The 12,608-nt window shown below is 71.6% G+C and carries 9 protein-coding genes; 5 read left to right on the top strand and 4 right to left on the bottom strand.

Annotation, left to right across the window (positions count from 1 at the left end):
- Nucleotides 1-26: 26 nt before the first annotated feature.
- Nucleotides 27-467 (top strand): EamA family transporter, encoded by a 441-nt coding sequence (locus ACOJUF_RS02160; RefSeq protein ID WP_420120221.1) that lies wholly within the window; start codon nt 27-29, stop codon nt 465-467.
- A 69-nt stretch (nt 468-536) separates the two neighbouring features.
- Here the strand turns inward: ACOJUF_RS02160 and ACOJUF_RS02155 are convergent, their stop codons facing one another.
- From ACOJUF_RS02155 to ACOJUF_RS02145, 3 genes are all read right to left on the bottom strand, one after another.
- Nucleotides 537-1,853, bottom strand: coding sequence for a UDP-glucose dehydrogenase family protein (locus tag ACOJUF_RS02155; protein ID WP_420120220.1), 1,317 nt, complete (start codon nt 1,851-1,853; stop codon nt 537-539).
- A 117-nt stretch (nt 1,854-1,970) separates the two neighbouring features.
- Entirely contained in the window at nt 1,971-3,632 is a 1,662-nt protein-coding gene (locus ACOJUF_RS02150; protein ID WP_420120219.1) for a hypothetical protein, read from the bottom strand.
- Nucleotides 3,629-4,576 carry a UDP-glucuronic acid decarboxylase family protein gene (locus tag ACOJUF_RS02145; protein WP_420120218.1) on the bottom strand — a complete coding sequence of 316 codons (948 nt, stop codon included), beginning with the start codon at nt 4,574-4,576 and terminating at the stop codon, nt 3,629-3,631. Before ACOJUF_RS02145 ends, ACOJUF_RS02150 begins: the two co-directional genes overlap by 4 nt.
- A gap of 187 nt (nt 4,577-4,763) precedes the next feature.
- On the opposite strand from ACOJUF_RS02145, the gene ACOJUF_RS02140 reads away from it, so the two are divergent.
- From ACOJUF_RS02140 to ACOJUF_RS02130, 3 genes are all read left to right on the top strand, one after another.
- Nucleotides 4,764-5,462 carry a glycosyltransferase family 2 protein gene (locus ACOJUF_RS02140; protein ID WP_420120217.1) on the top strand — a complete coding sequence of 233 codons (699 nt, stop codon included), beginning with the start codon at nt 4,764-4,766 and terminating at the stop codon, nt 5,460-5,462.
- A 75-nt stretch (nt 5,463-5,537) separates the two neighbouring features.
- The gene (locus ACOJUF_RS02135) at nt 5,538-7,337 is read left to right on the top strand and encodes a hypothetical protein (protein ID WP_420120216.1); all 1,800 of its coding nucleotides are present in this window, start codon (nt 5,538-5,540) and stop codon (nt 7,335-7,337) included.
- A gap of 106 nt (nt 7,338-7,443) precedes the next feature.
- Nucleotides 7,444-9,048, top strand: a complete 1,605-nt coding sequence (locus tag ACOJUF_RS02130) for a hypothetical protein (protein ID WP_420120215.1) — start codon at nt 7,444-7,446, stop codon at nt 9,046-9,048.
- 125 nt (nt 9,049-9,173) lie between these two features.
- Here the strand turns inward: ACOJUF_RS02130 and ACOJUF_RS02125 are convergent, their stop codons facing one another.
- Nucleotides 9,174-10,430, bottom strand: coding sequence for an exosporium glycoprotein BclB-related protein (locus tag ACOJUF_RS02125; RefSeq protein ID WP_420120214.1), 1,257 nt, complete (start codon nt 10,428-10,430; stop codon nt 9,174-9,176).
- A 253-nt stretch (nt 10,431-10,683) separates the two neighbouring features.
- Here ACOJUF_RS02125 and ACOJUF_RS02120 point away from each other — a divergent pair, with 253 nt between their 5' ends.
- The gene (locus tag ACOJUF_RS02120) at nt 10,684-12,597 is read left to right on the top strand and encodes a CAP domain-containing protein (protein ID WP_420120213.1); all 1,914 of its coding nucleotides are present in this window, start codon (nt 10,684-10,686) and stop codon (nt 12,595-12,597) included.
- The last annotated feature ends 11 nt before the right edge of the window (nt 12,598-12,608 follow it).

Here is a 12,608-nt window from a genome sequence, read left to right as displayed (position 1 = left end):
CGGATCGACGACCTGGAGGAGGACCGGTGAGTCAGACCGAACCCGACCCGATCCCGGCCCTGCCCCCTCGACCCGTCAAGGAGCGCGCCTTGACCCTTCCGAACCTGCTGTTGCTGCTGTTCGCGGTGCTGGCCGCCGCGGGCGGGCAGTTGATGCTCAAGCACGGCATGACCGGCGTGGCCGCCGCGGTGGCCCGCGACGGCGGCTCGGTGCTGATCCGCGCGATCACCGCGCCCTGGGTGTGGGCGGGGCTGGTGGTGTTCGGCATCTCGGCGCTGGCCTGGCTGACGACCCTGTCGCGGGTCCCGCTGTCCGTGGCGTACCCGTTCAACGCGCTGGGCCTGCTGACCATCGTCGGGGCCAGCGTGCTGATCCTGCACGAGAAGGTCACCCCGATGGGCTGGCTCGGCGTCGCCCTGGTCGCCGGCGGGTTGGTCCTGGTCGTCGTCGCCCAGAACACCCAGTAGCCGGCCGGACAGTCCGACGGCCCGCCCGATCGCGCTGCGATCGGGCGGGCCGCTGCGGGGGACGGGGAGCTACTTGCGACCCAGCGCCCGGTAGGTCCAGCCGGCGGCCCGCCAGGCGTCCCGGTCCAGGGCATTGCGGCCGTCCAGGATGCGGCGGTCGGCGACGACCTCACCCAGCTTCACCGGGTCCAGGGTGCGGTACTCGTCCCACTCGGTGAGCACCATGACCAGATCGGCGTCCTTGGCCGCGTCGAACGCCGACTCGGCGTAGCCCAGATCCGGCCACAGGCGCTGCGCGTTGGCCACCGCCTCCGGGTCGGTGACCACGACGGACGCGCCCTGCAGCCGCATCTGCGCGGCGACGTTCAGCGCCGGGGAATCGCGGATGTCGTCGCTGTTGGGCTTGAACGCCAGCCCGAGCACGGCGATCCGGCGCCCGACGATCGAACCGCCGAGCTCCTCGCGGGCCAGGTCGACCATCCGCACCCGGCGGCGCAGGTTGATCGAGTCGATCTCGCGCAGGAAGGCCAGCGCCTGATCGGCGCCCAGCTCGCCGGCCCGGGCCATGAACGCCCGGATGTCCTTGGGCAGGCAGCCGCCGCCGAAGCCCAGCCCCGAGTTGAGGAAGCGCCGCCCGATCCGGGTGTCGTAGCCGATGGCGTCGGCCAGCTGGGTGACGTCGGCCCCGCTGGCCTCGCAGACCTCCGCCATCGCGTTGATGAAGGAGATCTTGGTGGCCAGGAACGAGTTGGCGGCCGCCTTGACCAGCTCGGCGGTCGGGTAGTCGGTCACCACCAGCGGGGTGTCGTCGGCCAGCGGCGTGGCGTAGACCTCGTCGAGCAGGGCCTTCGCCCGGGCTCCGTCCTCGCCCTCCGGCAGGCCGTAGACGATCCGGTCCGGGTGCAGGGTGTCCTGGACCGCGAAACCCTCCCGGAGGAACTCCGGGTTCCAGGCCAGGAGCGCCTCCGGCTGGACCCCGCGGACCAGCTCGGAGAGCCGGGCGGCCGTGCCGACCGGCACGGTCGACTTGCCGACCACCAGGTCGCCGGGCGACAGGTGGGGCAGCAGGGCGGTGGTGGCGGCGTCGACGTACGCCATGTCGGCGGCGTACTCGTTGCGCTTCTGCGGGGTGCCCACGCACACGAAGTGCACCTGATGGCCCTGGGCGTCGGCCATGTCGGAACTGAATCGCAGCCGGCCGCTGGCCAGCTGCTCGGCGAGAACCTCGGGGAATCCGGGCTCGTAGAAGGGGGGAATTCCGTCCTGGAGTTTGGCGATCTTCGCCGCATCAACGTCGATGCCGAGGACGTCGTGCCCGAGCTGGGCCATACAGGCGGCGTGCACCGCGCCGAGGTAGCCGCAACCGATCACGGTCATCCGGGTCATACGTCGGTCACCTGCTTCTGATTTGAGCGACAAGGGAAGTACCCGCGTGGATCATGTCACGGCGAAGGGTCCTCGACGGTGGCCCGCAGTGGTGAGCGCGACGTCACACGTGGTGGGTCAACCACGGAATTCGAGCACCACACAGTCACGCACGGTGCTGTCGGCGTAGGGCGGCGGCTCGGCCACCGGGCAGGTGGCGCCGGGGACGATCTGCCATCCGGGCCGTGTCCAGCGGTCCAGTTGCGCCCGGCAGGATTGCGCAGAATCGTTGAGACACAATGCGCGCGGGGTCATGCCGGTGGCCCGGACGGCCTCCAGGCGGCGCGGGTAGCGGGCCGGATCGCCCCCGGCCTTGTAGTTGGCGGCGAGCACCGGCCGGCCGGCGGCCAGCAGCCGGTGGGTCAGCGGCCACACCACCCAGTAAGTCCCGGCGACAAAGCTCACATCGGTGTCACGAGCAAACTCGGCGGTGGCTCGCACGTCCTGGAAGATCCACGAATCCCTCGGGGTGGCCGGAGCGGCGCCGGCCGCGGCGATCGCGACCGCCAGCAGCCCGCCGGCCAGGGCCGGGCCGATGCGGTCCGGGCCGTTCAGGGGCCGGCCGATCCGCCGCGCGAGCCGGCCGGCCGGGGCCGCGATCCGCCGGGCCGCCACCGGCAGCGCAGCCGCGATCGGCACCGCCAGGCCGAGCATCACCGCCAGCACGACCGGGAAGAAGTAGCGCGCCGGGTAGCCGTTGACGGCGACCCATGGATTGCCCGCGAAGACCAGCAGGTAGCCGGCACCGAAGACGGCGAGCAGGGCCGCCCGCCGGCCCAGCAGGCTGCGCCGGTCGTGGTCGAGCACCGCCCAGGAGCAGCCGGCCACCACGGCCAGGGCGATCGCCGGACCGGTGTCGACGGCGCCGAGCACGGCCCGCCCCGCCGCGACCAGACCGTCCGGCAGACCGGCCGGATCGAAGCCGTAGTAGCTGGTCGCCAGGCCCGCCCCGATCGCGTCGGTGCGGCCGAACCGCGCGGCCAGCCCGAACCAGACGGCCAGCCAGCCGGCGGTCATCGCCGCGAACGCGACCCATCGACGGGACGAGAGCCAGGCCCCGCCCGGCCGTCCCGCCCGGGCCGCCCGGCCCCGGGGTCCCGGGTCGCGCCGCCGCCACGTCCGGACCGCCTCGACCGCGGCCAGGAACGTGGTCCCCAGCACCACCGACTGGTTGAGGCCGATTGCCACGCCGGTCGCCGCGGCGGCGACCGCCCACGCCGGGCCGGGCGCTCGCCGCCACAGCAGGAACCCGCCGAGCGCCAGCAGCCAGGACAGCGAATGGGGCTGGCTGTCCAGCGCCGCGGTGTAGATCGCGTAGGGCGCCATGGCCAGCAGGACGGTGGCCACCAGGATCGCGAAGACGGGGGCGACGTCGGTTGGCCGCCGTCCGGACGTGACCCCGGCCGCGGCCGACCAGGCCAGGAGCAGCAGGAGCAGATGGAAGCTCAGCGCGTCCAGCAGCAGGCAGGCGAGAAGGTTCGGGTCCGGATCGGCGATCGGGGCAGCCAGGGCCGGCACCACCGACAGGAACCGGTTCTGACCCCAGAAGAACAGCTCGACGCCCTGCAGCGACATCACCGACTGCATGACCCCGTCGGCGTGGAGGGACGGGCCGATGAAGCGGACGACGGTGGCGGCCGACAGCCCGACCAGACCGACCGCGCCCGCCAGGGTCAGGCCGACCGCCCGCACCGGGCGGCGGTACCGGGCCGCCGGCCCGCTCCGGACCGGTTCGCTCAACCGGTCGTGAGCTGCTTCCGGAAGAAGTCGATCGTCGCGGCCAGGCCCTCGGCCAGCTCGACGGTCGGCTTCCAGTCGAGGATCTCGCGGGCGCGGGTGATGTTGGGCTGCCGCTGGGTCGGATCGTCCGAGGGCAGCGGGTGGTACTCAACGGTGGCGTCCCCGCCGACCAGGTCGATGACCTTGTCCGCCAGCTCCTTCATCGTGAACTCGTGCGGGTTGCCGATGTTGATCGGCCCGGTGACCTCGTGCGGCGTGGCCATCAGCCGCATCAGCCCGTCCACCAGGTCGTCGACGTAACAGAACGAGCGGGTCTGCGAGCCGTCGCCGTAGACGGTCAGCGGCCGGCCGCTGAGCGCGGAGACGATGAAGTTCGAGACGACCCGGCCGTCGTCGGGCCGCATGCCCGGGCCGTAGGTGTTGAAGATCCGCGCCACCTTGATCGGCATGTCGTGCTGGCGGCGGTAGTCGAAGAACAGCGTCTCGGCGCAGCGCTTGCCCTCGTCGTAGCAGGACCGGATGCCGATCGGGTTGACGTGCCCCCAGTACGACTCCTCCTGCGGGTGCACCTCGGGATCGCCGTACACCTCCGACGTCGAGGAGAGCAGGATCTTGGCCTTCGTCCGCTTGGCCAGGCCGAGCATGTTGATCGACCCCATGACGGAGGTCTTGGTGGTCTGCACCGGATCGCGCTGGTAGAACACCGGCGAGGCCGGGCAGGCCAGGTGGTAGATCTCGTCCACCTCCACGTACAGCGGGAAGGTGACGTCGTGCCGCATGATCTCCAGGTTGGGGTCGGAGATCAGGTGGGCCAGGTTGCTGCGCGAGCCCGAGTAGTAGTTGTCCACCACCAGGACCTGGTGGCCCTGCTCCAACAGCCGGGCCACCAGATGGCTCCCGATGAAGCCGGCCCCGCCGGTGACCAGAATCCTGCGCTCAACCATGACCGGGGACTCTATCCCGCCCGGGGTCGGGCACGGCCGGATCCGGCGGGGTGTCGGTGCGGCTCGCGAGAGCGACCGGGAGGCGCCCGGGGTGTCGTGGGACGGGTGGTACGGATGGGTCCCGACGGGTCGTGACATCGGCGCCGATGTGCCCTGAGCACGGCAAACGCGTTGTTATGCTGCCGCAATGAAGCTTTCGATTCTGATGCCCGTCTACAACGAGCGTGCCACGCTGGAATCGGCGGTCAAGCGCGTGCTCGATGTCGACTACCCGGTCGACGTCGAATTGGTGATCGTCGACGACGGCAGCACGGACGGCACCAAGGATCTGTACCCGCAGTGGGCCGGCGATCCCCGCGTCAACATCCACCTCAAGCCGACCAACGGCGGCAAGGGGTCGGCCATCCGCAAGGGGGCCGAACTGGCCACCGGCGACTACGTGATCATGTGCGACGCCGACCTGGAATACGCGCCCGAGGAGATCCCCTCGCTGCTCCAGCCGATCCTGCACGACGAGGCGACCGTGGTCTACGGCACCCGGACGTTCGGCAGCCACAACGCGTTCTCCTACCTTTACGTGCTGGGCAACCGGGCCGTGACCACCGCGGCCAACGTGTTGTTCAACGTGTACATCTCCGACCTGGAGACCTGCTTCAAGCTGCTGCCGCTGGACATGTACCGGGCCCTGGACGTCAAGTCCGCCGGCTTCGGCATGGAGGCCGAGATCACCGGCAAGATCCTGCGCTCCGGGGTCCGCCCCTACGAGGTTCCGATCAGCTACAAGGCCCGGAGCCGCGAGGACGGCAAGAAGCTGACCTGGAAGGACGGCGTGGAGGCGCTGGCCATCCTGGCTCGCGAGCGCGTCCGCAAGCCGATCGCCTACTGACCCGCGACGCCACCGATTGCCATCGATCCGCCCCGGCCCGCCGCCGCCGGGGCGCCGACTGAACCGGGTCACGTCATGAACGAGGGATCGGGAACGGTCGACGCCCCGATCGATTCTGCCGCCACGCCCGCCCGGGCCTCCGCCGTCCCGGCGGCCGCCGCGCCCGCGGGGTGGCGCCGGGTCCTGGGGTTCCTGCCCGAGGTCAGTGCGGTGCTGGTCACCGCCTGGATCTTCCGGGCCGTCGCCCGGCAGGGGCTGTTGCCGGGCAACATCGGTGACGCCCGCTGGACCCTGGGCCTGCACGAGCACTGGTACCGGGTGTGGACCGGCCAGGACGCGATCCGTGACCTGGCGTACTACTTCCCGCTGAAGAACACCCTGGGCTCCAGCGACGCGTTCCTGGTCCAGGGCCAGCTCTATTCCCTGGCCCGGCTCGTCGGCGTCGATCCGCTCACGTCGTGGCTGTTCGCCGGCGTCACGTTCTTCCTGGTCGGCGCCCTGGGCGTCGCGGTGCTGTCCCGCCGGCTGCTGGACAGCCCGTGGCTGCAGTCGGCCATGGTCGTGCTGACCGTCGCGTCGTACCCGATGCTGGCGCAACTGGATCACGTGCAGCTGTTCGGCATGCTCTCGGTCTCCTGGATCTTCGTCGGGCTGGCCGACGTGATCGGACGCCGGCACGTCCGGCGGGGGGTGGCCCTGCTCGTGCTGGTCCCGCCGCTGCTGGCCCTGTCGTCCTGGTACGCGCTGATGCTGGCCGCGGTCGTCCTGGGTTTCCTCGGCTTGGCGCTGCTGCTGCTGAGCTCGGGGTCCGGGATCGCGCGGGCGGTCCGGCAGGTCGCCGGCGACCTGTGGGGCACGCTCCGCTCCGTCCCCGGGGTCGTGCTGGCGGTGCTGTTCGTGGTGCTCTGGGTCGGCGTGCTGTGGGTGTACCTGCCCAGCCGCGGCCTGCTGCCCAAGTCCGGCTGGACCGATGTCATCGCCTACAGCCCGCGCTGGTCCGACATCTGGAATGCGAGCTTCGGCGGCGGCGGGCTGTGGAGCGGCCTGTACGCGCGGGTGCCCGAGTTCGCCCTTTCGAACAACGAGCAGCAGCTGGGCTTTCCGCCGGTGCTGTTCGTCGCGTTCGTCGCGGCCGGGCTGGCCGTCCTGCGCTCGTCCGTGCTCGGTCGCTCGACGTCGCCGGCCGATCCGGCCGACCCGGTCACGCTCGAGCCGGCCGGGTCCGCCGGGGCACAGGGCGTCGGTCGCGTCGGTCTGCTCGCGTCCTGCCTGACGGTGGTCGCGGTCCTGGCCTTCCTGCTGATGGACGACCGCGGGCTCAGCTTCTTCCGGCTGGCCTGGGTGCACATCCCGGGCTTCGAGGCGGTTCGGGCGCCCTTCCGCGTGATGTCCGTGCTGGCCGGCATCGCGGTCGTCGTGATCCTCCGCGCGATCGAGCTCCGGTGGCGCCGGTCCGCCCGGCTGCGGCAGGTGCGGTGGGGCCGCGCGGTGGTGGCCACGGGGACCGGCCTGCTGGTCCTGCTGATGTTCGCCGAGGCCCAGCGCACCGCGTACTCGACCTGGACCCGGGCCGACCTGCTGCCGGCCCAGCTGCAGGCGCAGATCGAACCGGCCCGGGCGGCGTGCGACGCGGTGATCCTGCTCGACGACGACCCGTCCGCGCCGCCGTGGAAGAACCCGATCGACGCCGTCGTGTTCTCCGTCCTCTCCGGCCTGCCGACCCCCCAGGGGTACAGCCGGGCCGACCCCCTGGACTATCCGGGCCAGGTCGGGCAGTCCGACGGCACGGCCCTGGCCCAGTGGATGCGCGCCAAGGGCTTCGCCGGCCGGATCTGTGCGGTCTCCGCGCAGGGGGTCCGCGAGCTGCCGGCCTGACCCGGCCCGGTTGCGTGCGCCTCCGCCGCCCGTCGCCCGCCCGGCGATACCCTCCGCAGCGGAGCGAGTCGGGTCGGGCGAGCGATGGGCGAGGATGGACCGTTCGATGCAGGTGACCGGTCCCGCCGGACCCGGTGACGACACCGACGTGCTGCCGGTCGTGGGGGACCGGCGGGCCACCCGGCCGGGGGTCGCGGTCGACGGCCGCGTCGTCGTCGGGCTCGGTGTGCTCGTGCTGGTCCAGCAGATCTGGCTGATCGTCGGCTGGTTCGACCGGTTCGTCAGCGACGACTGGGCGCTGCTGTGGGCGGCCGCGGAGTCGTGGGGCCGGCTGCGGCCCGAGCAGCCCAACTTCTGGGGGCAGGCCTACGGGTCCACCCTCGAATCGATCCCGACCGAGCTGCTGCACGCCGTCGGCGTCGGGTACCCGGTCGCGTTGCCGATCGTGCTGGGCGCCGCGCACCTGGCGTCCTGGTGGATGCCGGCGGCCGCCGCCTGGCGGCGCGGGCACCGGTTCCTGGCGGCCGTCGCGGTGGCCATGCCGGCGCTGCTGAGCACCGAGTACGTGGTCGCCGCATCGGTGTACGGCACGGCGGCCGGCCGGTTCCTCGGCGGCGTCGTGCTGGCGATCGTCATCCTGTTCCCGGACCGGATCCGGTGGGCCGCGGCGGCCATGGCGGTCTCGGCGGTGGCGTTCCTGGCGGACACCTCGAGCCTGCTGATGACCGCGCCGGCCGTCATCTACACGCTCATCCGTTGCCTGCCGGCGGCCCGCGACCGGGGCTGGCGCCGGACCGCGATCACCTTCCTCACGGCGCTGACGCCGGTCGGCCTCTGGTTGGCGTTCGTCGGCTGGTGGTACGGCGAGCATCCCACCGACGACATGCACCCGACGGCCCCGTTCCAGCCGCACTGGGATGTGTTGGCCGACAACCTGTCGCACCCGGAACGGATGCTCGGCCCGTACACGCCGGAGGTCCTGCGCACCCCTGTGCTGGTGTTCCTGGCCGTCGGCACCCTGGGGGTGCTGGTCCTGATCCAGCGCCGGCCGGCGGCGATCACGGCCTTGGCGGTCCTGGTGGTGGCGACCGGGCTGATCCTGTCCCTGGGCAAGACCTACGACGACCTGGGGACCGTGTACTTCCAGGCGGCCCGCCTGCTGCTGCCGCTGCCGATCGGACTCTGGTTCGTCGCGACCTGCCTGGACCCGTTGCCCGTCCCGGCGCGATGGGAGCGGTGGCCGGTAATCGGCCTGGTCGTCCTGGTCGGACTGACGGCGACCTGGCGGGTGGTCACCTGGTCCGACCGCGGCGCCATGCTCGAGAGCCGGGGTGCGGCCAGCTCGCAGTACGAGCAGATGCCGGTCGACGAGTTGCTGGCCACCTGTGCCGCGGTGCAGCAGGCCGCCGCGCAGACCGGCGCCGACGTGGCCATTTTCGCCGACCGCATCCCCGCGTACGGCTGCGCGGCGGTGATCGGGCCGGCGGTCACGACGGTCTATCCCGGCTACGACCGGCGCCGGTGGGTGCTCGAGTCGCTGACCACTCCGCGGGCGGCGCCGGCCGTGCTCTGGGTGGGCCAGGTGCCGGGGATGTGTGACACCGGCGAGTCGTGCCGGGAGGTCGCCCCGGGGGTCTCCACGATCGACCTGCGCGGCCGCAGCCCGATCCAGTTGCTGCACGATCTGGTCATCTACGTGCGTCCGTTCTGACGTCCACGACCGGCTCGGGCATCTGCCACCGGTCGCACCGGCATCCGGACGGGGTGGCGACACAACAGGGGCCGCGGTCGATGATGACCGCGGCCCCCGGTGCCCGATTGATCAGGCGGTCATGCTCAGGCGACGTTGATGCTCGCGCTCGCGTTTCCGGCGATGGAGGTGGCGATGTCGATGCCCGCCGTCACCTGCGCGGTCACCAGCACGACCCCGGCCGTCTGATTGGTCACCGGGATCGACAGCCCGGTCGTGGTGCAGGACGTGAGTGCGCCGGTGGCCACGATCCCGGTGTACGGCGGCGCCATCGTGCAGGTCGCACCCGGAACCGGCACCAGGGCGTTGTCACCCGCGCTCGAGGTGTAGAGCTGGGCCGTGATCGTGATGGAACTTCCGACCAGAGTCAGGGCCGCGGTGGTGCTGAACCGGCCCGAGATCGAGGTGATGACACCGTCCCGCGGGAACACCTGGACCAGCCCACCCGTGGTCGTGGTGTCGATCGCTCCGCCGATCGCGACGACGGTATCCGTCCCGGCTCCGGCCAGGGGCAGCATCGCGGATTGACCGTCGAGACCGCCGAGAACGGTCGTCAGGGTCACCGGACCGCCGCTGGACGCGGCGAGGATGGAGCCGCCGCCGTCCGCGCCGGCCGGCCCGGTGGGTCCGGCAGGGCCGGTGGGTCCGGCCGGCCCGCTGGGCCCGGTGGGTCCGGTCTCACCGGTCGGTCCGGCGCTGCCGGCGATGCCCGGTTCGCCCTGCGGTCCGGTGGGTCCGGTGGGTCCGGGTTCGCCCTGCGGTCCGGTGGGTCCGACGCTGCCGGCGACGCCCGGTTCGCCCTGCGGTCCGGTGGGTCCGGGCGGACCGCTGGGTCCGGCACCGCCGGTCTGGTAATAGCCGGTGATGTCGATGATGAGCTGGGTCGATCCGCCGGCGGAGGTCGCGTCGAGCTGGCCGTCGCCGAGGGCGACGGTGATGCTGCTGGCCAGGGTCTGGCCGCCGGTGTACCAGTTGATGGAGGACGAGGCGGGCGGGGCGTCGCCGGTCGGGTAGAGGGTCACGTACCCGTTGCTTTGCGTCTGGGTGATGGTGATGGTGGCGCTGACCGCGGTCGCGTCATCCGGGATGCCGCAACCGGCCGGGTTCCCGCCCTGGTCCGCCAGGCTCTGCGAACCGGCGATCTGGAACGTCCGCAGGGCCCCGTTGACCATCGGGAGCCCCCCGGCCCGGGTGTCGACGGCCCGACACGGCGAGATTCCCACCAGGACGGATGGTTCCGTGGGGGTGACGCCCGGATCTCCGGCCGCCACCGCCCCCACCGCGCCGGCCAGCAGGGCCACACTGGCCCCGCCGATGACCATGGCGCGCACCACTTTGCTCATGGACGTCCCCTTCCACCCCTCAGCCCCAATGGCTACGGAGAGTACAAAGAGATAGCCCAGTGTAGTCTTAGATTGTTGTCAAGATCGGTCAGCGGGTCGAGCGGAGGTGTCGCCCGGACGGGTCCGGCCGGGTCCTGCGGTGACGGATCGTCACCGCCCACGGCCCCGTCGGTGGCGGACATCGGCGCGGTGCACGACACTGGGCCATCCGATCGCGGCGCCTTCGCCGGGATCGGCCGGGGGAGGGCGGGACATGTCACCTGTTCGACGGCTGACCATGGCGATCGCCGGCATCGTCGCGTTGTCGAGCGTGCTGGTCACGACGGCGGCCGGCCAGGCCGGGGCGGCGCCACCGCCGCTCCCGCAATCCGACTCGTCGGCGTGGTTGCGGCAGATCAACGTCTACCGGCAGGCGGCCGGCCTGAGTCCGGTGACCGAGGAACCGTCCTGGTCGGCGGGCCTGCGGAACCACTTCATCTACCTCCAGCTGACCGATCCCGACCTGTTCGTGCCGCCGTACGACAACCTGCACACGGAGAATCCGGCGAGCCCCTACTACTCCGACCTCGGGGCGCAGGAGGCCTCCCGCAGCAACCTGTTCTTCGGGGTCGACGGCTGGCCGCCGGCCGAGGTGATCGACGGGTGGTTCTCCGGACCGTTCCACGCGATCGGCATGCTGCGGCCCGGCCTGCAACGGGTGGCCTTCTCTTCGAGCGACGGGCTGGCCGGCCTGGACGTCATCGGCGGGCTGACGGACGCCCCTCCGGCCCAGGTGCTCTTCCCGGGCAACGGGATGACGACCAACCTGACCCTCTACGACGGCTACGAGCTGCCCGATCCGCTGGAGACCTGCGGCTGGCAGGACCGACCGGCCGGCCTGCCGCTGATCGCGCTGCTCACCACCGCCCCGGCCGCCGGGCTGACCGCGACCCTGACCTCGGCGAACGGGCAGCAGTTCCGGACCGGCGACGGTTCGCTCTGCGTGGTCGACGAGAACACCTACCGTTCGTCCGACGAGGTCTACGGCCCGACCGGCCAGGCGATCCTGGAGGGCGATCACGCCGTGGTGCTGATCCCGAATCGCTGGTTGGACTGGGGTCGTTTCACCGCGACCATCAACCAGCCCGCCCGGGCGGCGATCACGTGGTCGTTCATCGCGGCCCCGAAGGGGAACGTCGCCCCCGGCGCCTCGTACACCCTGCACGTGGCCGACCCCGGCGTGAAGACGGTCCTGGGCAATCTGACCGTGACCGGCGCGGGCGCATCCGGATTCGTGACCGCCTACCCGTGCCTGAACGGGCGGCCCAATTCGTCGAACCTGAACTACGCGGCCGGGCAGACGCTGGCCAACTTCGTCGCGGTGCAGCCGGACGCCAACGGTGACGTGTGCTTCTACAGCTACGCCGAGACGGGGCTGATCTGGGACCAGGTCGCCGAGACCGACGCGGTGACCACCCACAACGCGACCCGGTTGCTGGACACCCGCACCTCGCGGGACCGGCTGCCGGCCAACGGGGTGCGCAAGGTGCACGTGGCCACCCCGGGGACCAAGACGGTCATGGGCAACCTGACGGCGGTGGGACCGGCCGGTTCCGGGTTCGTCACCGCGTATGCCTGTACCCCCACCCCACCGAACTCGTCGAACCTGAACTACGCGGCCGGGCAGACGTTGGCCAACTTCGTGACGGTGCAGCCGGACGCCAACGGTGACATCTGCTTCCACTCCTATGCGGCGACCGACCTCATCTGGGACCAGGTCGCCGAAACGGGTGCGGTGACCACCCACAACGCGACCCGGTTGCTGGACACCCGCAACAGCCGCGACCGATTGCCCGCCGGCGGAACTCGCAAGCTGCACGTGGCCAGTCCCGGGACCCAGACCGTCATGGGCAACGTGACCGCGGTGGTGCCTGGCGCGGGCGGGTTCATCACGGCGTACCCGTGCCTGAACGGGCGGCCGAACTCGTCGAACCTGAACTACGCGGCCGGGCAGACGTTGGCCAACTTCGTGACGGTGCAGCCGGACGCCAACGGCGACGTCTGCTTCTACTCCTATTCGGCGACCGACCTGATCTGGGACCAGGTCGCCGAGACCGGTGCGGTGGTGACGCACAACGCCGCCCGGCTCGTCGACACCCGCAACTCCGGGCCGATTCTTCCCCGCTGACGGCGCCCGAA

The organism is Nakamurella sp. (assembly GCF_048594475.1).
GTDB lineage: Bacteria > Actinomycetota > Actinomycetes > Mycobacteriales > Nakamurellaceae > Nakamurella.
The sequence above is the reverse complement of the archived record's forward strand: the minus strand, read 5'-3'. Positions and strand labels throughout refer to the sequence as shown.